Raw genomic sequence first — 23526 nt, forward strand, 5'->3', positions numbered from 1 at the left:
AAGGCACGAGACAATGACACTGGATGCAGACCTACGGAACCGGATCATCAAGGCGGTCGAGGATGGCTTTGACGCCCAGACCGCCTTCACCCAGAAACTGGTGCAGAACCCGTCCCTGCGCGGACACGAGCACAGCATCCAGGACCTGCTCTTTCGCGAACTTCAGGGGCGCGGCTACAAAATGGATCGCTTCGAGATGGAGCGCACCGCGATCGAGGCGCATCCTGGTGGCTCGAAATTCTCGGAACATCATTCGGACGCTCCCATCGTCGTCGGCATCCACCGACCGCGCGAGGAAAAGGGCCGCTCGCTGATCCTGCAATCGCATCTCGACGTGGTGCCCGAGGGACTGCACGACATGTGGTCCGATCCGCCCTTTTCCGGCAAGATCGACGGCGACTGGATGTATGGCCGCGGCTCGGGCGATATGAAAGCCGGCGCCGCCGCCAACCTCTTTGCCCTCGACGCGCTGCGCAGTATCGGCCTTCAGCCCGCGGCGACGGTCTATGTGCAATCCGTCGTCGAGGAAGAAAGCACCGGCAACGGCGCGCTTCAGACCTTCTTGCAAGGCTACACCGCTGACGCTGCCTTCATCCCCGAGCCCGAGGAGGAGATGCTGGTGCGCGCCAATGTGGGCGTGGTCTGGTTCCAGGTGCAGGTGCGCGGCGTGCCCGTCCATGTGCGCGAAATGGGCGAGGGAGCCAATGCCATCGACGCCGCCTATCGCATCGTCGGCGCTCTGCGTGAATTGGAGGCGGACTGGAATGCGGATAAGGCCAACCATCCCCATTTCGAGGATGAGGCGCACCCGATCAATCTGAACATAGGCAAGATCGAGGGCGGCGATTGGGCCTCGTCCGTCCCATCATGGTGCAATATCGACTGCCGCGTCTCGCTCTATCCCGGACAGGGTGCCGAAGAGGCAGCCAAGGAGATCACCGACCGCATCAAGAGTTTTGCCGACAATGACGCCTTCCTCGCCAACAACCCGCCCAAGGTGGTCTTCAACGGCTTCTACGCCGAGGGTTACGCGCTGGAGGAAGGCAGCGAGGCCGAGGCGGTACTGGGCCGCGCACATGAGGCCGCCATCGGCGCACCGCTCAAATCTTTCATGACGCCCAGTTACCTCGATAGCCGGGTCTATGCGCTCTACAATCAGATCCCGTCCCTCTGCTACGGGCCAAAATCGCGCAACATCCACGGCATCGACGAATGCGTCAGTCTTTCATCGGTGCAAAAGATCACGACAACCATGGCGCTCTTCATTGCGGAATGGTGCGGCGTCGAGGCAATCGATAGCTGATGACGCACATGACAGGCCTCCCCAGCTTCTGTTTTCCGTCCGAGGCGCCACCCGCCTTGACGGATCTGCTGGCGCATGACGCGCCCGAGATATCGCTGGACATGGCTGCGGACCTGGCGCGCGATCTGTATGGCATATCAGGCTCTATCAGGCCGCTTAGTGCCGAAAAGGATGCCAATTTCCACATTCGCCTGGATACTGGCGAGGAGGCGCTGCTGAAAGTCACGAACGCGGTCGAGGATCGCGGCGTGACCGACATGCAGACCGCCGCGCTGATGCATCTGGCCAAGGTGGACCCGTCCCTTCCGGTGCAGCGCATCTGCCAGACGCTAACCGGCGCGCCCTCGGCCATCATCACCGGGCCCAATGGCGATGCCCATGTCGTGCGCTTGATGACCTTCCTGAGCGGCACGGTCCTCAGTAGCGCCACGCCCGCGCCGGGACTCTACCCGGCTTTGGGCGCGCTTCTCGCGCGACTGACACTCGGCTTGCGCGGGTTTTTCCATCCGGCGGCGGGCCATATCCTGCAGTGGGATATCAAGCAGGCGCACCGCCTGCGCCCGATGCTGGACGCGGTCGAGGATGGCGCCCTGCGCGCGCGCCTGACGGCCATCGTCGACCATTTCGACGCCGAGATTGCGCCGCACCTACCCTGCCTGCGCGCGCAGGTGGTGCATAACGATTTCAACCCGCATAACCTGCTCGTCGATAGCGCGCAGGCCACGCGCGCCACCGGCATCATCGACTTCGGCGACATGGTGCACACCCCCGTTGCCTGCGATCTGGCGGTTGCCTGCTCCTATCAGGTGACGGACGGCGAGCGGCCGATGGAACGGATCGCCGGGATGATCGCCGGCTATACCACCCTCATGCCGCTGGAGCGCGAGGAGCTGGAACTGCTGCCCGATCTCATGCGCCTGCGCCACGCCACGACGCTAACCATCGGCGCCTGGCGCGCGCGGCGCTACCCGGCCAATGCCGACTACATCCTGCGCAACACCGCCGCCTCGCTGCACGGCCTCGACGCGATCGACGCCATCGGCATCCCCGCCGCGCAGGCCGCGCTCCGCGCCGCAATGGAAAGGCCCGCCCCATGAGCATGGTCAACGCCTTCGACGCGTCCGCCGCCGATCATCTTGACCCCGAAGACCGCGCCCTGATCGAACGGCGCGCCAAGGTTCTCGGCCCCGCCTATCGCCTCTTCTACGAAGAACCGCTGCACCTCGTCCGTGGCGAGGGCGCGTGGGTCTGGGACAAGGCGGGCAAGAAATATCTGGACACCTACAACAACGTCGCATCCTTGGGCCATTGTCACCCGCATGTGGTGCAGGCCATCAGCGCGCAGCTTGGCGTGCTGAACACCCATACCCGCTACCTCCATGAGGGCGTGGTGAACTATGCCGAGCGTCTCTTGGCCACCATGCCGGATGCACTGGGTCATGTGATGTTCACCTGCACCGGCTCCGAAGCCAACGATCTCGCGCTGCGCATCGCACGCAGCTACACGCGGCGGCAGGGTGTGATCGTCACACGCCTCGCCTATCACGGCCTCAGCGAATCGGTATCCGAGCTGTCGCCATCGCTGGGGGATTTCGTCACGCGTGGCCCGCGCGTGCGCCTGATTGATGCACCCAATGCGCTGACAGTGCCGTCCGAGAGCCAGGGCGCCAAGCTTGCTGCCGATCTGGCCGAGGCCATCGGCGCGATGCGCGCCGACGGGATCGAGCCTGCAGCCTTCATCGTCGATACGGTCTTTTCCAGCGATGGCCTCTACCCAGACCCCGCTGGTTTCTTGCAGCCCGCCGTCGATCTGATCCGCGCCGAGGGCGGCCTCTTCATCGCCGACGAGGTGCAGCCGGGATTTGCGCGCACTGGCGATGCCTTCTGGGGGTTTCAGCGGCATGAGCTGGTCCCGGATATGGTCACCATGGGCAAGCCGATGGGAAATGGATTTCCCGTATCAGGGACGGCGATGCAGCCGCATCTGGTAGCCGAATTTGGCAAAAAGGCACGCTATTTCAACACCTTTGGCGGAAACCCGGTGGCCGCCGCGGCAGGTATGGCCGTACTGGACGTGATCGAAACCGAAGGCCTGCAGCAGAATGCCCGCGATGTCGGTGCCCATATGAAAGCTGGCCTGCGCGATATTGCCGCCGGGCGCAGCGATATCGGCGATGTTCGGGGCGCGGGCCTGTTTCTGGCTGTCGAATGCGTCACCAATACGGAAACAAATACCCCTGACGCGGCACGCGCGGGTTTTGTCGTCAATCACCTGCGCCGGAATGGCGTGCTGATCAGCGCAACCGGACCGGACGCCAATATCCTGAAAATTCGCCCGCCGCTGATCTTGAGTGAAGATGAGGCGGATTACTTCGTCACGGCAGTGAGAGCAGCCTTCGCAGCCTCCTAGACGCTAAGCCCAAACGTGGACAACCCCAAAGTGCGCGCAGCGCGGTTGGTCGCGCCGTGCCAGAGTTACGAAAGAAAATCAGCGCGCCGGAAGCCGCCCCTGCGCAAGCACATGTTGATCTTCCAAACCGCAAGCCAGAGCAACAAGGAATGCCGCATCAGTCCTGCTGCACTTCCTCAAGAGTGGCCGACAACGCCGATCCCAGCAACGCGATCACGGCGAAGACCAGGAGTACCGGCGCGGGCCCAAACCGCTCGGCCGCGAGACCAAAGAGACCGCCCGCAAGCAAGGCGATACCGATAAGCGTGTTGGACAGAGCAGTATAGCGGGCGCGAAACGCATCCTCGGCCATATCCGTCAGGTGCAGCTTGCGGCCCGCCCGCACCCCCTCATAGGCGATCTGCGCCGCAAAGATCGCGGCCGCGGCGCCAAACGCCCCGCCCAATCCGCCGAGCGTCAGGCCAAGTCCGCCGACAACCGCGAAAACCACTGCGGCCAGCGCCCCCGCCGCCATCAAGGTCTGCCGGCTGGAATAGTCCGAAAGGCGCCCCCAGACATAGGATGCCAGAACCGAGGCCGCGGTGGAGGCCATTACCAGCGGTCCCAGTTGGTCCAGTGCGCTGCGGCCCGAGGCCGCCGTGAGCATGACGATAAAGGGAGGCGCCAATGCTGTTACCGCAAGCGCGGCACGGGAGGCAACAAACAGGCGCAGTTGGACATCCGAAAGGATCGGATCGACAAGCGCGGTAAGTGAGGCATCGTTATCAACGGTGTCAGTGCCACCTTTTGGCTCGCTCAAACGCAAGAAAATGATCGCAGCCAGCAAGAAGGCTGCCCCCGCGACCGCAATGATCGCTGCCAACGGCGTGACGGCGACCTCAAAGAGTCCCGCCGCCATGACCAAGCCGACGACAAAGACCGAAACCGCCGCGACCGATGCGGCCAGTCCAGTGATCGCCCCCCGGCGCCGCTTGGTAATCGTTCGTGCCAATGCGTCTTTGTAGCTGACCGACGAGGCCGACCGCGCAACGGCGAGCACGGCAAGGAAGGCCACGATGGCGCCGCCCGCCCAGATGCCGCTCAAGAGCAACGCAGACGCCGCAATGCCCAGAGCCGCGAGCCCCTGTAGGGCACTGCCAGCCGCCCAGAATCGCTTGCGCTGCGGGCTTGCCTCGACCCAGCGCGCGAGGGCCAGTTGCGGCAAGAGCGCGCCGGCTTCGCGTACCGGAACCAGCGCACCGATCATCGCGCCAGGCGCCCCCAGAGCCGTCAACAGCCAGGACAGCACAAGCTTGGGGTCGATCAGCGCGTCAGCGGTCTTGGTCAGGGTGAGAGACAGGACATGGATAACGCCATTGCCCGCTTCCTCGGCACTCACATCATCTGCATCCGTGTCGGTGATGCGCCCAAACGCAGTCTTTGCGAACCTGCTCATCCTGAATCGAACCTTCCACGTGAAGCGTCTAGTCAGCTTTCCACATCGAAATGGCAAGGCATCCAAGCCTGATGTCAAGCGCCCAGAGAAAAAACCCACTGTAGCGGCAACTGGAATTCGGTTCGAACGGCCTGCGTCCAACGTGCTGGAACGGCTCAGGCATCACAACCCACGAAAACAGATCACCGCTGGAAATCGGATGCTGATTCAACGGAAAAACAGGAAGTTTGGTGGAGCCTAGGGGGATCGAACCCCTGACCTCCTGCATGCCATGCAGGCGCTCTCCCAGCTGAGCTAAGGCCCCGATGCGGCCCAACCGGGCCGCTTGGCGCTGATTAAGCAAAGCGCCGGGCGGGATCAAGCGAAAAAATCCGGCCCGGCTTTGCGGTATCAGCTATCGTCGTCATCCGATGCGACATCGGCGATCTCGTCCAGCGAGACATCCTCGTCCTCATCGTCCTCGAGCACATCATCGCCCAGATCGACGTCGACATCGTCATCATCATCATCCAGCACCGCGTCGTCGTCGGTGTTGGCTTCTTTCATCTTCTTCGTTTCCGCATCCTCTGCGTCAGCCTTGATCGACCGGCTCTTGCCGGTGTTCAGCTCGACGACTTCGCCCGTGTAGGGGCTGACGATGGGATCCTTGTTCAGGTCGTAAAAGCGCTGGCCCGTCGTCGGGCACAGGCGCTTGACGCCCCATTCTTCCTTGGGCATGGGTCATCCCTTTCAAATATGGTGCCTTGCATGCGGTCTGCGCCACCTGCCATAACGGTGCAAAGGTGTCAAAGCCTTTAAGACAGGCACCCGCAGCGATATTCAGGCATATGGGCGAGCATATCCTTCCCGGCAACCCCCCGATCGCAGTAACCCTGCGCCGGTCGTCGCGCGCGCGGCGCATCTCCTTGCGGGTCTCGGGGGTGGATGGGCGCGTCACGCTGACCCTGCCCCGCGGCCTGTCCGAGCGCGAGGCGCTGGACTTCGCACGCTCCAAGCAGGACTGGTTGCAGGGCCATCTGGAGAGCCGCGCCCCCGAGGTGGCCGCCCTGCCCGGGGCGCAGATCCCCGTCGAAGGCGACCTCTTTCGCGTCGAGGCCGGACCGGGGCGGCGCGTCACCATTGAGGGGGATCGGCTGATCGTGCCGGGCGGCCAGCCCGCGCGCCTGCAGGCCTGGCTGAAAACGCTGGCGCGGGACAGGCTGGCGGCGGCGTCGGACCGCTATTCAGCCGCCCTGGGGCGCCCCTATGGCAAGCTGACCCTGCGCGACACACGCTCGCGCTGGGGGTCATGCTCGTCCACTGCGGGGCTCAGCTATTCCTGGCGGCTGATCATGGCCCCGCCCGAGGTGCTGGATTATGTCGCTGCCCATGAGGTTGCGCATCTTGAGCAGATGAACCACTCGGCCGCCTTCTGGGATGCGGTCGCGCACCTGATGCCGGATTACGCGGCGCATCGCCAATGGCTGCGCCGGCACGGGACGGAGCTGCACCGCTATCGCTTTGATTGACGGCGGCTGAATTTGTGATCACAAGGGATTCATGTTGATGAATCCACGCCCCGATCCCGTTCCCGCCGCCCATGACCGCGTCTATCGCGGGCTGCGCACGCGCATCATGCACGGCCAGATCGCGCCCGGCCAATCGCTGACCCTGCGCGGTATCGGCAAGGAATTCGACGTCTCGATGACCCCGGCCCGCGAGGCGCTGCGCCGGCTGGTGGCCGAGGGTGCGCTGACGCTCAGCCAGTCGGGCCGCGTGTCGACCCCCGAGCTCAGCAATGACCGAATCGAGGAACTGGCGGCGCTCCGCTCGCTTCTGGAGGTCGAGTTGGCGAGCCGCGCCCTGCCCCGCGCACACATCGCGCTGATCGACAGGCTGACCACGATCAACGCCGCGATAGCCGAGGATATCGCCCGCCACGATGCCGTCGCTTATATCCGGCGCAATCTGGAGTTTCACCGCACGCTCTACCTGCGGGCGCAGGCCCCCGCGATGCTGGCAATGGCCGAAACGGTCTGGCTGCAACTGGGGCCGACCATGCGCAAGCTATACGGCAAACTGCGCCAGAAAGAGCCACCCCCCTATCACCGCCTCATCATCGGGGCGCTAAAGGCCGGAGACGAGCCTGCACTGCGCCTTGCGGTCAGATCGGACGTGACGCAGGGCCTGAGAATGCTGGCGGGTTAAGCCGCCAAGCCCTTGCTGCCCATGTTCAGGTATTTCTCGCGACGGTCCTGGACCAGCGCCTTCGGGCTCTTGCCGTCCAGATCCTGCAGCATCTGGCCCAGCGCGGCGCGGACATTTTCCATCGCCTGCTTGGGATTGCGATGCGCGCCGCCCATCGGCTCGTCGATCAGACGGTCGGCAACGCCCAGCTTGATGAGGTCCTGTGCGGTCAGGCGCAGCGCCTCGGCGGCCTCGCGCATCTTCTCAGCGTCCTTCCATAGGATCGACGCGCAGCCCTCGGGCGAGATGACCGAATAGACCGAGTGCTCCAACATGGCGACGCGGTTGGCGCTGGCAAAGGCAACAGCCCCGCCAGATCCGCCCTCGCCGATCACGACGCTGACCAGCGGCACACCGATCTGCAGGCATTTCTCGGTGGCGCGGGCGATCGCCTCGGACTGGCCTCGCTCTTCGGCGCCTTTGCCGGGATAGGCGCCGGGCGTGTCGACCAGCGTGATAACCGGCAAACCGAACTTGTGCGCCATCTCCATCAGGCGGATCGCCTTGCGGTAGCCCTCGGGGCGGGCCATGCCGAAATTCCGCTCGATTCGGGACTTGGTGTCGTTGCCCTTTTCATGGCCGATCACCATCACGGGGCGGTCATCCAGCCGCGCAAGGCCGCCCATCACGGCGTGATCATCGGCAAAATTGCGGTCCCCGGCCAAGGGCGTGTATTCGGTAAAAAGCGCCTTGATATAGTCGCGGCAATGGGGTCGCTCGGGGTGGCGCGCGACTTGGCATTTGCGCCAGGGCGTCAGATCCTTGTAGAGGTCACGCAGCATGGTCGCGGCCTTCTTGTCCAGCGCGGCGGCCTCTTCCTCGACATCGACACCCTCACCGGCGCGGGCCATCGCCCTGAGCTCCTCGGCCTTGCCTTCGATTTCGGCGAGGGGTTTTTCAAAGTCGAGATATTGGGTCATAAACGCGGCTCCGTTTGGTGCCTGCGTTATATGGCTGGGGCCGGCACCAAATGCAATCAGCTTGGCCGTCAGTGCGGCATTAGCACGGGAATCAATGTTGCCACCAACAGCGCGGCCATCGTCCAGTTGAATGCGCGCAACCGCCCCGGCGTGCCGAGAAACCGGCGCATCTGCTGGCCCAGTGCGGTCCAGCTGGTCGTGCTGATGGACGAGACCGCGCAATAGGCGCCAGCGACCCACAGGATCGCCGAAGGCTCGCGCCCGCCCGCATAGAGCGTGATCGCCGAGAGCGCCATGAACCAGGCCTTGGGATTGACCCACTGGAAGGCGACGGCCTGCAGGAAGGTCAGCGGCTTGCCCGCCTCCTCGGCACCGGCCTGCTGCGGTGGAGCGGCATTGGCAATCTTCCACGCCAGGAACAGCAGATAGGCTACACTGATCACCGTCAGCACGGTCTGCACGATGGGAAACACCTCAAAGACGCGGATGATGCCAACGCCCACCAGCAGCGTCAGGACGGGCATCCCGACCCCGATACCAAACATATGCGGCACCGTCCGGCGAAAGCCGAAATTGGCCCCTGATGCCATCAGCATCAGGTTGTTCGGGCCGGGGGTGATCACTCCGACAAAGCAGAAGGCGACCAGCGCAGAGAGGATATCCAATGTCATAGGGCGCAAGATTATGCAGAGCACTCCGCAATGTCATTGCGAATACTTGTCAGAACTCAGAAATGGCGCAATTATCCAGCGTCATGGACAAGATCAACGAGCGCATATTGCAGGAATTGGCACGAGATGGCCGGATCAGCAACATTCAGCTCGCCGAGCGCTGCGGCCTGTCGCCCAGCGCCTGTCTGCGCCGCGTACAGGAACTGGAGCGGCGCGGCGTGATCGCTGGTTACCGTGCGGTTCTGAATCGCGGGGCGATGGGCGTCGGTTTCGTTGCCTATGCCACCGTCGGTCTCAACAGCCACACCAAGGCCAGCCAGGAGGCGTTCGAGCGCGCCATGGCTGCCGCGCCCGAGGTGGTGGAATGTCACAACATCACCGGCTCGGTCGAATATCTGCTGCGGATCGAGGTGGCCGACCTGCCCAGCTACAAGGCATTTCACACCGATGTCATGGGCGTGCTGCCGCAGGTCAATGCCATCACCTCCTATGTGGTGATGGGCTCGCCCAAGGATGCGCGCGCCTGATGGCTTCCCAATGCGCTGGCCCCAAGGTATGTCCCTGCCCATGAAGACAATGCCCGACATCTACGCCGACAAGGTTAATTCCGGCGCGCTGACCGCCGACCCCGCGCAAGAGCGTGTACTGCCCGAGTTCGAGCGTATCCGCGCCGCGCTGGCCGAGCCGCAGCCCAAGGGATGGTTCCGCAAGGCGCCCGAGCCGCCCAGGGGCCTCTACATGTGGGGCGGGGTGGGGCGCGGCAAATCCATGCTGATGGACATGTTCGCCAGCTCATTGAAGGTTCCAAACCGCCGGGTGCATTTCCACGCCTTCATGCAGGAAATCCACGCCGGCATCCACGCCGCGCGGCAAGAGGGCAAGGAGGATGCCGTCGCCCCTGTCGCCGCCAAGGTGGCCGAAGATGTGCGACTTCTGGCTTTCGATGAGATGCAGATCACCGACATCACCGACGCGATGATCGTGGGGCGGCTGTTTCAGGGTCTTTTCGATGCGGGCGTCGTGGTGGTGACCACATCCAACCGTGTGCCCGATGATCTCTACAAGAACGGGCTGAACCGCCAGCTCTTCCTGCCCTTCATCGACCTGATCAAGGAGCGGATGGTGGTGCATGAGCTGACATCGCCCAATGATTACCGGCAGGACCGCATGGCCGGCAGCCCCACCTACTTCACCCCCAACAACGCCGAGGCGCGCGCCAAGATCGAGGAGGTCTGGCAGAGCCTGACCGAAGGCAAGGCGCAGCCGCATACCCTGACCGTGCAGAAGCGGCAGCTGGAAATCCCCGCCTTTCACAACGGTGTCGCGCGGGCCACATTCTATCACCTTTGCGGGCGCATGCTGGGCGCTGCCGACTACCTCGCGCTGGCCGAGGCCGCGCGCGTTCTGGTGCTGGAGGATATCCCCCTGCTCAGCCGCCAGAACTTCAACGAGGCGAAACGCTTCGTCACGCTGATCGACGCGCTTTACGAGGCGAAGGTGCGCCTGATCTGCTCGGCGGCGGCAACGCCCGAATATCTCTATGTCGAAGGCGAGGGCAGTTTCGAGTTCGAGCGCACCGCCAGCCGCCTGCGCGAGATGCAATCGGAAGGCTGGGGCGCGGCCTGAGGCAGGGCCAGACCCTGGCAACCGCCGGACGCCGCCACCCCCTTTCAAAATTTGCGTCAAAGGCTATATAGACGGCCTGAGTTACACGACCCGACCTATCGATGAGCGCAGCAGACACATGGACCCTATGGACCTCATTACATCGCAGCAATGGACGATGGCCGACGACGATGACGGCACCGACAGCTCGGTCGTGGTTGCCACGCGGCCCAAGACCAAGCGCCCGCCGCTCTACAAGGTGCTGCTGCTGAATGATGACTACACGCCGATGGAGTTCGTGGTTGCGGTGCTCGAGCGTTTCTTTGGCCTCAGCAGCGCGCAATCGTTTGAGATCATGCTGACCGTCCACAAGAAGGGCGTCGCCGTCGTCGGCGTCTACAGCCACGAAATCGCGGAAACCAAGGTGGCGCAGGTCATGGATTTCGCGCGCAAACACCAGCATCCCCTGCAATGCACGATGGAACGGGAATAAACATCATGACAGGCATCCGATTGTCACTGGCGCTGCAGGGCGGCGGCCTGTCCTTGCCGGATGGCGCGCGCATCGCGGTGTTCGCGCCCACCCCCGACAGCGACCTGTCGGATCTGCCGCAGGACCTTTGCCACGTGATCACGGGCATCAAGCCCGACAGCGATCACTTCGCCGCGCTGGGCTATACCTGCAACACCGCGCCCGAGGGGCGCTATGGCGCCTCGCTGATCTGCCTGCCCCGCGCCAAGGACCGCGCCCGCGCCCTGATCGCGCAGGCTGCAGATGTGACCGATGGTCCGGTGATCGTCGATGGCATGAAGACCGATGGAATCGAGTCGGCCATGAAGGCGTGCCGCAAACAGGCCGACGGCGTGTCCGGCCCGATCAACAAGGCACATGGCAAGCTGTTCTGGATGGACCCGGCGCCCGAACTGCCCGGCTGGCGCGCGGGCGAGCCAAGCGAAATCGAAGAAGGCTATGTCACCGCGCCGGGCGTGTTTTCCGCCGACGGCATCGACCCGGCCTCTCGTGCGCTGGCTGACAATTTGCCTGAAACGCTGGGCGCGCACGTGATCGACCTGGGCGCAGGCTGGGGATACCTTACCCACCGGGCGCTGGAGCGGGACAGCATCAGGCTGATCGACGCCGTCGAGGCCGACCACGCGGCACTGGGCTGCGCCCGTATCAACGTGGCCGATCCGCGCGCGCGCTTTCACTGGGAGGATGCGCTGCGCTGGCGCCCCGAGACGCGCGCCGACACGGTTCTGATGAATCCCCCCTTTCACACCGCGCGCAAGGCTGACCCGGCGCTGGGGCGTGACTTCATCGCCGCGGCCGCCGACATGCTGAAACCCTCGGGCCAGCTCTGGATGGTGGCCAACCGCCATCTGCCCTATGAACAGACTCTCGCAGGCCTCTTTGCCGATGTCTCCGAAGCGCCGGGCGGCGATACACGGTTCAAGCTGCTGCATGCCCGCCGCCCCATGCGCAAGAAGCGCTAGCCGCAAACCCCTCACAAGGACAGTTTCACAATGTCATTTTCGATCTCCGGAAAAACGGCCATCGTCACTGGCGGGGCCAACGGCATCGGCCTCGCCATTGGACGGCATCTGGCCGACAAGGGCGCGAATGTCATGTTCGCGGATATGGACGAAGAGGCCCTGACCGAGCAGTTGGGCAGCCTCGACGATGACGGCCCCATCCGCTTTTTCGCGGGCGATCTGCGCGAAAAGCTGACGCTCGCCAATCTGCTCTCAGCCACGATCGACGCGTTCGATTCGGTGGATATTCTGGTCAACGCCTCGCGGCAGGTGGTCATGTCCGATCCGCTGAATCCCGACGACGATGCCGTCGAGTTGCTGCTGGAGCAGAACCTCATCACCGCGCTGCGCCTCAGCCAACTGGTGGCCAAGCGCATGATCAAGCAGTCCGAGGGCGAGGAAAACCCCGCCGGCGGCGTGATCATCAACCTGTCCTCGATCGCGACCTGCCGGGCGCATCCCGATCTGCTGGCCTATGGCATATCCTCGGCCGCCATCGATCAGATGACGCGCTCGATGGCGGTGACGCTGGCGCCGCACAAGATCCGCGTCAACGCGCTAGCCTTCGGGTCGGTGATGAGCCGATCCTTGCAGGAAACGCTCAAGGATCATGGCGACTACCGCAGCGATATCGAAGAGCACACGCCGCTCGGCCGGATCGCCGCCTGCAGCGAGCTGGTCGAGGCGGTGCAGTTCCTCGCCAGTGACGGCGCGGGCTTCATGACCGGGCAGATCGTAACGCTGGACGGGGGCCGTTCTCTGGTCGATCCGGTCTCGGCGCCTGCCCACTGATCATCCGAAAGGGACACCCATGACTGACGATTTCACCAGCGAAAAGCGCCGCGCCGCCGACTGGTTTCGCAGCTTGCGGGACGAGATCGTTGCGGCCTTCGAGGGGCTGGAGGACAGCCATGGCGGAGGCCCCCTGAGCGACGCAGCGCCGGGCCGGTTCAAGGTCAGCGAGACCAGACGCAGCACCGAGGATGGCAGCGACGCCGGCGGCGGTCTGATGAGCGTGATGCGCGGCGGCCGCGTCTTCGAGAAGGTGGGCGTCAACGTATCAGAGGTCTATGGCCAGCTGGGCGATGCCGCGCAAAAGGCGATGGCGGCGCGCGGCGTGCCGGGGATGGAGAGCGATCCCAGCTTCTGGGCCAGCGGCATCAGCCTGGTCGCACATATGCAGAACCCGCATTGCCCGGCGGTCCATATGAATACCCGCATGTTCTGGACCCCGCATGCCTGGTGGTTCGGTGGCGGCTCCGATCTGAACCCCTGCATCGAATACCCCGAGGATACCGCCCATTTCCACGCGCAGCAGCGCGCGCATCTGGACCCGCACGGGCCGGATCACTATCCGCGGCTCAAGGACTGGGCGGACGAGTATTTCTACATCCCGCACCGGGGCCGCGCGCGCGGCGTCGGCGGCATTTTCATGGATGATCAGAACTCTGGCGATTGGGACGCGGATTTCGCGCTGACGCAGGATATCGGGCGCGCCTTTCTGCCCGCTTTCCTGCCATTGATCGAAAAGCGCCGGGTGCAGGACTGGAGCGATGCCGACAAGGATGCGCAACTGGTGCATCGGGGCCTCTATGCCGAGTATAATCTGGTCTATGACCGCGGCACGAAATTCGGCCTTGCCACGGGCCATGACGCCAATGCCGTGCTGATGTCGCTGCCGCCCATGGCCAAATGGGTCTAGGGTAGGGCAAGATCGACCCACACGATGCGGTGACGGCTGGCCAGTGCCGCGCGCTCGGCTTCCGAGCCGTTCAGCGGCCACAGAACCCCGGACCCAGCGATCTGCCAATCGCGTGATGGCAACACATAGCTGACCCGCAGATCAGGCGGTGTGACGCGAGGCCAATGAACAGTCGCCTCGGGCGGGGTGCCTTCCGGGCGCAGGGGACGCACATCCTGAATACGTGGATCGGCCAGCAAGCCGGCGACCCCCTCCTTGATCCCCTCGCTACGATCGGGATCTTGATTGGCGTGGCCCATCAAGACAAAGCGCTGGTCCGGCGCGGCGCCAAACCTGCCGTCCAGATAGTGCTGCCAGAAGCGAAGCTGATCATGGTTGCGCCGCCCGTTACGATCTTCCGGCCCGTCAAAGACCGGGGGGCTGGCGTGAAAGGCAAGGACAGTCACCGGGCCGTCCGGATGCATGATCGGCACCGCCCAATGCGCCACATCCGCCAGACGCAGCATATCGAGCACGGCGGGGCTGAAGTAGGGCGCGCCGTCCGCTTGTGGCAGCAACGCCTTTGGCATGTCGCGCCAAAGAAGCCCGCTCAGGTCCTGCACAGCGTGCCGGTCGATGGGCCAGCGCGACAGGATGGCCATACCGCCCTGCCCGGAAAAGTCACCATGCCCCTGGGCGTCCTCGGGCTCGCCCAATCGACCGTCCTTGTCCAGATCCAGACCCGTCGGAATTCCGGTATTGGGCCGGAGCGCAAACATCTCGGGATAAACCCGCCCGGCTCGTCCGATCAGATCGCGCAGCGCCGTCAGCGCCAGCAGATCGATGTCGTAATCGACATTCTGCAACAGGATGACGTCAGCACCCGCCTCGGCGATGGTTTCCGCAACGGCTTGCGCCTGATCATCGCCGCGCAGGATATCCCGCAACAGCAGTCCCGGCCCGTCACGGGAGAGGTCGGTATTATAGGTCGCCACACGCAGACTGTCGCCCCAAGCCGGGGCCGTCAGCGCCAACCAGACAAGGCAAAAGGCTATCAGACCACCTGCAACGAGTCCTCGGCTTGCGCGTAAGCGCGCCGACGCTTGGCCGATATCAGTTCGGCCACGCGGATCATCGCGATGCCGCGCATCACCAGACTGGCAGGAAGAAAGGCCCATCCAACGATCATCCAGATCAAGGTATGCGACTGCAAAACAGAGCTTGAGGTAAGGAGGCCCTGCATCACTGCCACGATCACTGGAAGCAAGAATGGCAGAACGAACCCTAAAGAAAGGTTAATACCAGCTTCACGCTGAAGCTTTTGCACGACATCGCCGCCACGCGTGGGATCGAAGAGGGGTAGATTCATCCAGACGTTGAAGGCGCCGCGCCGTACCGGCCAGCCGAGCACACGAACGATCAGCACGAAGAGCGCCAGGATAAGCAGCGAGGCGCCATAGCTTAGCCCGGCAGCAATTCGAACGAATTCAATCACTTCTGCGGGCGCATTCGTGGGCACCAATAGCAATACCTGCCGGACGGGCGAATAAGGGAAGTCCAGGGACGTACCAACGCTGCGACCGAAATCCGCAAGCAGCAGCGTCAGCGATCCGGGCTCCGACCCGCCCCGCGCGATGGCGGAAAGTGTCACAATGATGATGGCCAAGGCGATGAACTTGATGCGGTTGTAGGGGGCGGCGAACCGAAACTCCAGAATGCTGGGCGAATGCGCCGAGTATTCGGCGAACACCAGCAGCCCCGCGACAAGTGCGATGAGCAGGATTATCTGGCTCGCCTCTTGTGCGCCCTGATCCACCATCAGAGACGGCAGGGCGATGAGTACAGCCACCAATAAGGCGCGCATGGCCGCGCCTGCGACATGTGAAACCACTGCCCGATCCCTTCAACTTGGCCTGACGCGATACGATGCCGCGACGTTGTCCCAACTTGATCCCGCTCTTTATGGCGGTATGCCTCAATTACGCCTTGATCTTGCCTTGTTTCCGGCTGGCGCTCAAGAATTTGCGCCGTCTTTTCGTGCGCTTGGCGCGATGCATTGAAGTAGTGATGCGCGAATGCATCAATCCTCAAGGTCAGTGCTGGCAGGGAATGAGCGTGCCACAACATGTGGTTCGCACGCCAAGTTAGCCCACAAGGGCCGGAAGGACGGCCCGCGCATATCGCGGGCCGTTGATGCAGTTACTGCATCAGACCCAAGGGCGCTGCGCGCTTGCGCTCGCCTCGAAACTGTCGATCGCTGCAGCCTTTTCCATGGTCAAGCCGATATCGTCCAGACCTTCCAGCAGGCAGTGCTTTTTGAACGCGTCGATTTCGAAGGAGATGACGTCGCCCTCGGACGTGGTAACCGTCTGCGCCTCGAGATCAACCTCGATTCGCGCATTCGCGCCCTTCTGGGCCTCGGCCATCAGAACATCCACCTGCTCCTGAGGCAGCGCTATCGGCAAGATGCCGTTCTTGAAGCAATTATTGTAGAAGATATCGGCAAAACTGGGCGCGATGACGCAGCGGATGCCGAAATCCTTGATCGCCCAAGGGGCATGCTCGCGGCTGGAGCCGCAGCCGAAATTGTCGCCCGCAACAAGGATCTCGGCATCGCGATAGGCCGGCTTGTTCAGCACGAAGTCGGGAATCTCTTTGCCGTCGTCATCATAGCGCATCTCGTCAAAGAGGTTCACGCCCAGACCCGAGCGTTTGATCGTCTTGAGGAATTGCTTGGGGATGATCATGTCGGTGTCGATATTGATCATCGGCATGGGGGCGGCGATGCCGCTGATCTTGGTGAACTTTTCCATCGGTTTGTCCTTTTGCAGGGGCCGCCGGCCCGGAACCGGACCTTGGCGGCGGACGTTCACATGCGGAACGCCAAGAGAGGAAACATCATGTCATATAGCGAAGGCACGAGTGTCGAATGGGACTGGGGCAACGGCACCGCCACCGGCGAGGTGACCAAGGTCTACACGCAAAAGATCACGCTCAAGATCAAGGGCACCGAGGTGACGCGCGACGCGTCCCAGGATGAACCTGCCTACCGTATCCAGCAAGATGACGGGGACGAGGTTCTGAAATCGCACAGCGAACTGCGCAAATCCTGAGGACGCGCCGCGGGCCATCACATCATCTCGCGCACATCGGTGAGGTGGCCTGTGATCGCCGCCGCCGCCGCCATCGCGGGGCTCATCAGATGCGTGCGACCGCCGCGCCCCTGCCGTCCCTCGAAATTGCGGTTCGACGTGGCGGCACAGCGCTCGCCAGGGCTAAGCTGATCGGGGTTCATCGCGAGGCACATGGAGCAGCCCGCAAGGCGCCACTCGAAACCGGCCTCGATGAAGATATCGGCCAGCCCCTCTTCCTCGGCCTGCGCCCGGACAAGGCCCGATCCTGGCACAATCATGGCGCGTAGACCTTCTTTGATCTTCTTGCCCTTCAGGATTGCGGCAGCGGCGCGCAGATCTTCGATCCGGCCGTTGGTGCAAGAGCCGATGAAGACGGTGTCGATCTCGACCTCGTTCAGCGGCGTGCCCGCTTTGAGGCCCATGTACTCCAGCGCGCGCTTGGCCGCATCGACCTTGCCACCGGCGAAATCCTCTGGGGCGGGCACCTTGGCCGTGATCGGCAGAACGTCTTCGGGGCTGGTGCCCCATGTGACGACCGGCGCGATATCCTCGCCCTTGAGTGTCACCACCTTGTCCCAATGCGCGTCATCATCGGAATAGAGAGTCTTCCACCAGGCCAGCGCGGCCTCCCACTGCGCGCCTTTCGGTGCGTGCGGGCGGCCCATGCAGTATTCAAACGTCTTTTCATCCGGCGCGATCAGGCCCGCGCGCGCGCCGCCTTCGATCGCCATATTGCAGACGGTCATCCGTCCTTCCATCGAAAGATCGCGAATGGCCTCGCCGCAATATTCGATGACATAGCCCGTGCCCCCGGCCGTGCCGGTCTCGCCAATGACGCTGAGAGTGATGTCCTTGGCGGTGACGCCGGGGCTGAGCTTGCCGGTGATCTCCACCTTCATGTTCTTGCCCTTGCGCTGGATCAGCGTCTGAGTGGCGAGGACATGCTCGACTTCGGACGTGCCGATGCCATGCGCCAGCGCGCCGAAGGCGCCATGCGTCGCGGTGTGGCTATCGCCGCAAACGACGGTCATGCCGGGCAGTGTCCAGCCCTGCTCAGGGCCGACGATATGCACGATGCCTTGGCGCACGTCCGAAACGGGGTAATAGTGGATGCCGAAATCGGCGGCGTTCTTGTCCAGCGCCTCGACCTGGATCTTGCTCTCGGGGTTCTCGATCCCCTTGGCGCGGTCCAGCGTGGTGGGCACGTTGTGATCCGGCACGGCGATGGTCTTGTCCGGTGCGCGCACTGTGCGGTTTGTCATGCGCAGCCCCTCGAAGGCCTGTGGGCTGGTCACCTCGTGAACAAGGTGGCGGTCAATATAAATCAGGGACGTGCCGTCCTCGGCCTCATGCACCAGGTGGGCATCCCAGATCTTGTCATAGAGCGTCTTGGGGGACATGGGTCCTCTCCCGTAATATGTCGGATTGTATCAGGTATCAGGCGGGCAACGGCCCGTCATAGATGCGCGAGCACGGACAAGGACGCGCCAAAGAACCGCCAGGGCAGGCGTGATCTGTCATCCATGTCGATAATCTTTTTCATGGCCTCGGGAATACTACCTGCGCCCTCATCTCGCAAGTGCGCCGATGGCGCAAAGGCGATGCCTGGCGCCAAAAGTGATTTTGGGCCTTAGGCAAGGATATTTTGAGCAAGAAGAACGGATAGACCGGCACCTTGGTTTTTTCTTGGGAAAAATACCCGGATCCCCAGGCTCAGTCAGGCGCAAGCATATACCCCTCGCCGCGGACCGTCTGCAAATAGCGTGGCTGCTTCGGATCGGCCTCGATCTTGCGGCGAAGCCGGGTGATCTGGACGTCGATGGCACGTTCCTGTGCCTGTCCCCGGTCACGACCCAGATCCTCGACCAGCTTGGCGCGGGTAACGGGCTGGCGCAGGCTCTGGGAAAAGATCCGCATAAGCTGGGTTTCGGTCGCCGTCAGGCGGATAAGATCGCCGCTTTTGGTCAACTCGGCGCGCTCCATGTCGTAGCGCACAGGCCCTAATGCCAGGATCTTGGGTTGTGTGCCGTCGGCCTCGGGTTCTGGCATGCGGCGCAGGATGGCGTTGATACGCAGCAGCAGTTCCTTGGGCTCGAAGGGCTTGGCCAGATAATCATCGGCGCCGGCCTCAAGACCGCTAATCCGATCACTCGTCTCGCCGCGTGCGGTGAGAAGCAGGATGGGAGTCGACAGCGTCTCGCGCAGGGCGCGGGTCAGCGCGACACCATCCTCGCCCGGCATCATCACATCCATCACGATCAGGTCGAACTCCAGCCCGCCAAGAATGCGTCGCGCATGGGCCGCATCGCGCGCGACCGACACGAGGAAGCCGTGCCGCGCGAGAAACTTGCGCAGAAGGCCGCGAATGCGCTCGTCATCGTCGACGATCAGCAGATGGGGGGCTGGGTCACTCATGATTGCGCCTCTCTGAGAGTTTGGTAGCGACGACGCATGTCGGGGTCCATCATGGCCTCCAGAACTTGCCTGAATCCTGCCACAGCCCCCGGTCCTGCCGCACGGTAAGCGGCGCGCATCCGGGCGCGCTGTGCATCGCTCAGTTGCCGCTCCAGCGCGGCGCCCTCGGGGGTAAGGTGCAGGTTGCGTTCGCGCTTGTCCGCCTTGCCGACGCGGCTGGAGACGAGGCCGTCCTCGACCAGCGTTCGCAGAACACGGTTCAGCGACTGCTTGGTCACGCCGAGGATATTCAGAAGGTTCGTCACTGTCGTGCCGGGCTTGCGCGCGATGAAGTGGATGGCACGGTGGTGCGCGCGACCATAAGCCATGGTTGCCAAAATCCTGTCGGGATCGGCTGTGAAGCCCTGATAGGCAAAGAACATCGCCTCGATGCCCTGCTGCAACTGCTCGTCCGTAAGAAAGAGCAGCGCCTCGCCGCCTTGCGCCTCTGCCATATCACATCCTCCCCACCTTGCGACCAACTTACGTCAGCTTTGTTGACATTCCAAGTTTCAACTGGTACCGAATCGCAGTTTCTGCGCAACTTTACGTCCACTCCGGTCATATCTAGCGCAACTAATGAAAAAATTGCACCTTGGAGGGCACGTGATGACTGGCTATGACGACCGCGACGGCAAGATCTGGATGGATGGCAAAATGGTCGAGTGGCGCGATGCCAATGTCCATATCCTGACCCACGCCCTACACTACGCCAGCTCGGTCTTTGAAGGCGAGCGCGCGTATAATGGCAAGATCTTCAAGAGCCGTCAGCATTCCGAGCGGCTTCATTTCTCGGCCGGCGAGCTGGATTTCGAGATCCCTTACTCCGTGGATGAAATTGAGGCCGCCAAGGCGCTGGTTCTGAAGGAGGCCGGGCTGACGGATGCCTATGTGCGCGCCATCGCCTGGCGCGGGGCTGGCCCTGACATGGGCGTCGCCAGTGCCCGCAATCCTGTGCATCTGGCCATCGCGGCCTGGGAATGGGGCGCCTATTACGGCGACGCCAAGATGAAGGGCGCGAAGCTCGATATCTCGAAATGGAAACGGCCCAGCCCCGAGACGATCCCGGTGCATGCAAAGGCCGCAGGCCTCTACATGATCTGCACCACGTCCAAACATGCCGCCGAGGCCAAGGGATGCTCGGACGCGCTCTTCATGGACTATCGCGGCTATGTGGCCGAAGCGACGGGCGCGAATATCTTCTTCGTCAAGGATGGCGAAGTGCACACGCCGCTGGCCGATTGCTTCCTCAACGGGCTGACGCGCCAGACGGTGATCGAACTGCTCAAGGAAAAGGGTATCGCCGTGCACGAGCGGCATATCATGCCCGACGAGATGGAAGGGTTCGAGCAGTGCTGGCTGACCGGGACCGCCGCCGAGGTGACGCCCGTCGGGCAGATCGGCAACTACCACTTCGAGGTGGGCGCGCTGACGCGGGACATCGCCGAGACCTATGAGACGCTGGTGCGCAGCTAAAACGGTCTGCAGCCAATGACAAAGGGCGCCTCGGTGAGGCGCCCTTTTGCATTCATCCAGGCGACATGCCGCGCAATCGTTCGGACCTTCGCCTGAGCAACTCCACCGTTGTCAGCAGCAGGATCGAGATCCCCACGAGGATCGTCGCCACAGCCAGAATGGTGGGCGAAATCTGCTCGCGCAGTCCGGTGAACATCTGCCAAGGAAGCGTCTTTTGCGAGGCCGAGCCGACGAAGAGCACGACCACCACCTCGTCGAATGACGTGATGAAGGCAAAGAGGCCACCCGAGATGACGCCCGGCAGGATCAGTGGCATCTGCACCCGGAAGAATGTCGTCACAGGGTTGGCACCCATATTCGCCGCAGCCCGCGTCAGCGAGCGGTCAAATCCGACCAGCGTCGCCGTCACCGTGATAATGACAAAGGGAATGCCCAGCACGGCATGGGCGAGGATCACCTTGATATAGCCGACGAGGTTCTTGTCGAGGCCAATGGAGTTCTCCATGAAATTGCCGATCTTCGAGTAGAAGAAGAACATGCCGGTCGCCGATATGATCAGCGGCACGATCATGGGAGAGATCAGGATCGCCATGATCGCACGGCGGAAGGGCACATGGGATTGGCTGAGGCCGATGGCGGCCAGCGTGCCCAAGCTGACCGAGATCAGCGTCGCGATGGGCGCGATGATCAGCGAGTTCTTGAAGCTACGCTGCCATTCGTTGTTGGTGAAAAAGTCGCGGTAATGCTTGAGCGAATATCCCTCGGGGTCAAAGCTGAGCATTTCCGGCGTGAAGGTAAAGAAGTTCTCGGCGTTGAAGGACAGCGGGATAACGACAAGGATCGGCGTGATCAGGAAGATGAAGATCAGCGCGCAGATCACCCGGAAGGCGTAATACCAGACGCGTTGGCCGAACGTGGCGTAGATAGGAAGGCTCATATCGCGTTACCCCAGTTTCACGTTGTCGATGCCGACGATCTTGTCATAGCACCAGTAAAGGGCCAGCACGACGGCCAGCAGGATCGTACCAAGCGCCGCGGCAAGGCCCCAGTTGAGGCTGGACGAGATGTGATAGGCGATCCGGTTCGAGATAAAGACGCCCTTGGTGCCGCCGACGATCTCGGGCGTGATGTAGTAGCCGATCGACAGGATGAAGACGAGGATCGAGCCTGCGCCGATGCCGGGAATGGATTGCGGGAAATAGACCCGCCAGAAAGCCGTCCAGTTCGTCGCGCCCAGTGATTTCGCCGCGCGCAGATAGCTGGGATTGATCGTCTGCATGACCGAGTACATGGGCAGGATCATGAAGGGCAACAGGATATGCGTCATCGCGATGATCGTTCCGAACTGGTTGTTGATCATGATCAGCCGGTTCTCATCCGCGACGAGGCCAGCCCACACCAGCACATCGTTGATTACGCCCTGTTGCTGCAGCATCACCTTCCACGCCGAGGTGCGCACCAGAAGCGACGTCCAGAAGGGCAGCAGCACAAGGATCATCAGCACGTTCGCCTGCCGCATCGGCAGGTTCGCCAACAGCCATGCGACGGGATAGCCCAAGAGGATGCAGGCGCCCATGATGGTCAGCGACATAAAGAGCGTGCGGATGAACAGCTGGATCAGGACCCGCGTGTTCTCGGGCTGAACGGCGATGCCCTCGGGCGTTTTCTGCATGTCGATGGCATTGAGGAAATAGCCGGAAGTATAGGGAGCGCTATGCGTCTGGATCACGCGCCACGTCTCCACGAGCACCCAATCCTCGTCGATATTCTCGAAAATGGCGCGGTAGTCGGGCGCGGGCAGGCCGGCATTCGCCAGCGCGCTCAGTGCCTCTTTCTCGGCGCCATTATAGGCGGCCAGGCGCTCGGGGAATTCGGGGGCGGTGATATCGTCCAGCAAGGCCAGATACACTGTCTCGACCGGCTTGGTGGACGCGACCTCCTTGTTCTCGACCATGCCGGTGATCACGGCGAAGGCAGTATAGGCGCGCGCAGCGGTCGGCAGCAGGTTCGAGACCGCGGCGGACGGGGCAAAGTTCATCTCGCCCGTCGGCTTTTCGTCCGCCAGAAGGCGAATACGCTTCCTTTGCGACGCCAGCAGATCGCCATCGACCGAGGCGCCTTCGGCGGCGTTGAAGAGGGCGAAATATGTCTCACGCTCGCCCCACCGCGGGTCGACGCCCTCCAGCAGGTCAAGCGCGTCGTCGCCCGGATCGTCCATCTTGCGGCCCGCCTGGCGGAAGAGCGAGGACATTCCGCTGGCCTCGTAATTCAGGCGCGAGCCGAGGCGCGTGTGACGCTTCATCTCATCCGCGAGGAAGAGATCGTAATACATCGCGCGGAACACGGCCTCATCGGGCAACGCGTCGCCAGTGGCGTCCCAGTCGTCCAGCTCTTCGACCGTGTAGGGCAGCGTATTCTCGACGATCTGGTTCTCGACCGACCGGAACAGCATGTCGCCGATGGGAAAGATAAAGGAAATCAGGACAAAGATCAGCAGCGGCGCGATCAGGGCCAGCGCGCGCATCTTCTGCACCCGCAGCGCGCGAGACAGGCTCCGCTTGAGCGGGGTGCCGTCGGCAGCAAGGACCGGGCCGCCCTGTTCGCTGTCGGCGATGCGCAGGCCGTCATCCGGGGTCGGGCCACGTTTTGCCGTGGTGGCATCTGTTACGTCGCTCATT

24 protein-coding genes, 1 tRNA gene and 1 pseudogene are annotated in these 23526 nt (G+C 62.9%); 13 read left to right on the top strand and 13 right to left on the bottom strand.

What is annotated here, in order from left to right:
* Positions 1-13: 13 nt before the first annotated feature.
* Genes ACEWPM_RS11040 through ACEWPM_RS11050 form a run of 3 tightly spaced genes read left to right on the top strand, consistent with a single transcriptional unit; the run spans position 14 to position 3713 of the window.
* Positions 14-1303, top strand: coding sequence for an ArgE/DapE family deacylase (locus ACEWPM_RS11040; RefSeq protein ID WP_393962398.1), 1290 nt, complete (start codon positions 14-16; stop codon positions 1301-1303).
* Positions 1304-1311: 8 nt separating this feature from the next.
* Positions 1312-2400 (top strand): phosphotransferase, encoded by a 1089-nt coding sequence (locus ACEWPM_RS11045; protein ID WP_420768020.1) that lies wholly within the window; start codon positions 1312-1314, stop codon positions 2398-2400.
* A complete protein-coding gene (locus ACEWPM_RS11050) occupies positions 2397-3713 on the top strand; it encodes an aspartate aminotransferase family protein (protein ID WP_393962396.1) in 1317 nt (438 codons plus the stop codon). Before ACEWPM_RS11045 ends, ACEWPM_RS11050 begins: the two co-directional genes overlap by 4 nt.
* 157 nt (positions 3714-3870) lie before the next feature.
* Here the strand turns inward: ACEWPM_RS11050 and ACEWPM_RS11055 are convergent, their stop codons facing one another.
* The 3 genes from ACEWPM_RS11055 to ACEWPM_RS11065 form a co-directional block, all read right to left on the bottom strand.
* Complete coding sequence (locus ACEWPM_RS11055; protein WP_393962395.1) at positions 3871-5148, bottom strand: MFS transporter; 1278 nt, start codon at positions 5146-5148, stop codon at positions 3871-3873.
* Between the two features lie 228 nt (positions 5149-5376).
* Positions 5377-5452: transfer RNA gene (locus tag ACEWPM_RS11060), tRNA-Ala, on the bottom strand.
* Positions 5453-5538: 86 nt separating this feature from the next.
* Positions 5539-5865 carry a TIGR02300 family protein gene (locus ACEWPM_RS11065; RefSeq protein ID WP_393962394.1) on the bottom strand — a complete coding sequence of 109 codons (327 nt, stop codon included), beginning with the start codon at positions 5863-5865 and terminating at the stop codon, positions 5539-5541.
* 110 nt (positions 5866-5975) lie between these two features.
* Between ACEWPM_RS11065 and ACEWPM_RS11070 the strand changes: the two genes are divergently transcribed.
* Together ACEWPM_RS11070 and ACEWPM_RS11075 are read left to right on the top strand one after the other, a co-directional pair.
* Positions 5976-6656, top strand: coding sequence for a M48 family metallopeptidase (locus tag ACEWPM_RS11070; protein ID WP_393962393.1), 681 nt, complete (start codon positions 5976-5978; stop codon positions 6654-6656).
* A 31-nt stretch (positions 6657-6687) separates the two neighbouring features.
* On the top strand, positions 6688-7335 hold the full coding sequence (locus ACEWPM_RS11075) for a GntR family transcriptional regulator (protein ID WP_393962392.1): 648 nt from the start codon (positions 6688-6690) through the stop codon (positions 7333-7335).
* On the opposite strand, the gene ACEWPM_RS11080 is transcribed toward ACEWPM_RS11075, so the two are convergent.
* Positions 7332-8294, bottom strand: coding sequence for an acetyl-CoA carboxylase carboxyltransferase subunit alpha (locus ACEWPM_RS11080; RefSeq protein ID WP_393962391.1), 963 nt, complete (start codon positions 8292-8294; stop codon positions 7332-7334). The two genes, ACEWPM_RS11075 and ACEWPM_RS11080, sit on opposite strands and share 4 nt — an antisense overlap.
* Positions 8295-8362: 68 nt before the next feature.
* Positions 8363-8965 (bottom strand): LysE family translocator, encoded by a 603-nt coding sequence (locus tag ACEWPM_RS11085; RefSeq protein WP_393962390.1) that lies wholly within the window; start codon positions 8963-8965, stop codon positions 8363-8365.
* Between the two features lie 83 nt (positions 8966-9048).
* On the opposite strand from ACEWPM_RS11085, the gene ACEWPM_RS11090 reads away from it, so the two are divergent.
* From ACEWPM_RS11090 to hemF, 6 genes are all read left to right on the top strand, one after another.
* Positions 9049-9492 (top strand): Lrp/AsnC family transcriptional regulator, encoded by a 444-nt coding sequence (locus ACEWPM_RS11090; RefSeq protein WP_393962440.1) that lies wholly within the window; start codon positions 9049-9051, stop codon positions 9490-9492.
* A gap of 40 nt (positions 9493-9532) precedes the next feature.
* Complete coding sequence (gene zapE / locus ACEWPM_RS11095) at positions 9533-10591, top strand: cell division protein ZapE (RefSeq protein WP_393962439.1); 1059 nt, start codon at positions 9533-9535, stop codon at positions 10589-10591.
* Between the two features lie 127 nt (positions 10592-10718).
* On the top strand, positions 10719-11063 hold the full coding sequence (clpS, locus tag ACEWPM_RS11100; RefSeq protein WP_393962389.1) for an ATP-dependent Clp protease adapter ClpS: 345 nt from the start codon (positions 10719-10721) through the stop codon (positions 11061-11063).
* A gap of 5 nt (positions 11064-11068) precedes the next feature.
* Positions 11069-12064: a class I SAM-dependent methyltransferase gene (locus ACEWPM_RS11105; protein WP_393962388.1), complete on the top strand. Its 996-nt coding sequence runs from the start codon at positions 11069-11071 to the stop codon at positions 12062-12064.
* 30 nt (positions 12065-12094) lie between these two features.
* Positions 12095-12895 (top strand): SDR family NAD(P)-dependent oxidoreductase, encoded by an 801-nt coding sequence (locus ACEWPM_RS11110; protein ID WP_393962387.1) that lies wholly within the window; start codon positions 12095-12097, stop codon positions 12893-12895.
* Between the two features lie 19 nt (positions 12896-12914).
* Positions 12915-13805, top strand: coding sequence for an oxygen-dependent coproporphyrinogen oxidase (gene hemF / locus ACEWPM_RS11115; protein WP_393962386.1), 891 nt, complete (start codon positions 12915-12917; stop codon positions 13803-13805).
* Here the strand turns inward: hemF and ACEWPM_RS11120 are convergent.
* The 3 genes from ACEWPM_RS11120 to leuD all read right to left on the bottom strand — a co-directional run bounded on the left by ACEWPM_RS11120 (position 13802) and on the right by leuD (position 16597).
* Positions 13802-14818, bottom strand: coding sequence for an endonuclease/exonuclease/phosphatase family protein (locus tag ACEWPM_RS11120; protein ID WP_393962385.1), 1017 nt, complete (start codon positions 14816-14818; stop codon positions 13802-13804). The two genes, hemF and ACEWPM_RS11120, sit on opposite strands and share 4 nt — an antisense overlap.
* A 20-nt stretch (positions 14819-14838) precedes the next feature.
* Positions 14839-15648, bottom strand: a complete 810-nt coding sequence (locus ACEWPM_RS11125) for a hypothetical protein (protein ID WP_393962384.1) — start codon at positions 15646-15648, stop codon at positions 14839-14841.
* 343 nt (positions 15649-15991) lie between these two features.
* Positions 15992-16597, bottom strand: coding sequence for a 3-isopropylmalate dehydratase small subunit (leuD, locus tag ACEWPM_RS11130; RefSeq protein ID WP_393962383.1), 606 nt, complete (start codon positions 16595-16597; stop codon positions 15992-15994).
* Positions 16598-16684: 87 nt separating this feature from the next.
* On the opposite strand from leuD, the gene ACEWPM_RS11135 reads away from it, so the two are divergent.
* Complete coding sequence (locus tag ACEWPM_RS11135) at positions 16685-16897, top strand: hypervirulence associated TUDOR domain-containing protein (protein ID WP_393962382.1); 213 nt, start codon at positions 16685-16687, stop codon at positions 16895-16897.
* A gap of 17 nt (positions 16898-16914) precedes the next feature.
* Here the strand turns inward: ACEWPM_RS11135 and leuC are convergent, their stop codons facing one another.
* From leuC to ACEWPM_RS11150, 3 genes are all read right to left on the bottom strand, one after another.
* On the bottom strand, positions 16915-18318 hold the full coding sequence (gene leuC / locus ACEWPM_RS11140) for a 3-isopropylmalate dehydratase large subunit (protein WP_393962381.1): 1404 nt from the start codon (positions 18316-18318) through the stop codon (positions 16915-16917).
* Between the two features lie 313 nt (positions 18319-18631).
* Positions 18632-19333 carry a response regulator gene (locus ACEWPM_RS11145; protein WP_393962380.1) on the bottom strand — a complete coding sequence of 234 codons (702 nt, stop codon included), beginning with the start codon at positions 19331-19333 and terminating at the stop codon, positions 18632-18634.
* A complete protein-coding gene (locus ACEWPM_RS11150) occupies positions 19330-19827 on the bottom strand; it encodes a MarR family winged helix-turn-helix transcriptional regulator (RefSeq protein WP_393962379.1) in 498 nt (165 codons plus the stop codon). Before ACEWPM_RS11150 ends, ACEWPM_RS11145 begins: the two co-directional genes overlap by 4 nt.
* A gap of 154 nt (positions 19828-19981) precedes the next feature.
* On the opposite strand from ACEWPM_RS11150, the gene ACEWPM_RS11155 reads away from it, so the two are divergent.
* Positions 19982-20848 carry a branched-chain amino acid aminotransferase gene (locus ACEWPM_RS11155; RefSeq protein WP_393962378.1) on the top strand — a complete coding sequence of 289 codons (867 nt, stop codon included), beginning with the start codon at positions 19982-19984 and terminating at the stop codon, positions 20846-20848.
* 52 nt (positions 20849-20900) lie between these two features.
* Here the strand turns inward: ACEWPM_RS11155 and ACEWPM_RS11160 are convergent.
* Positions 20901-21779: pseudogene (locus ACEWPM_RS11160) on the bottom strand (ABC transporter permease); the annotation flags it as partial.
* A gap of 12 nt (positions 21780-21791) precedes the next feature.
* Positions 21792-23525, bottom strand: coding sequence for an ABC transporter permease (locus ACEWPM_RS11165; protein ID WP_393962377.1), 1734 nt, complete (start codon positions 23523-23525; stop codon positions 21792-21794).
* Position 23526 lies beyond the last annotated feature (1 nt).

Source organism: Roseovarius maritimus (genome assembly GCF_043355895.2).
In the GTDB taxonomy this organism is placed as follows: Bacteria; Pseudomonadota; Alphaproteobacteria; order Rhodobacterales; family Rhodobacteraceae; genus Roseovarius; species Roseovarius maritimus.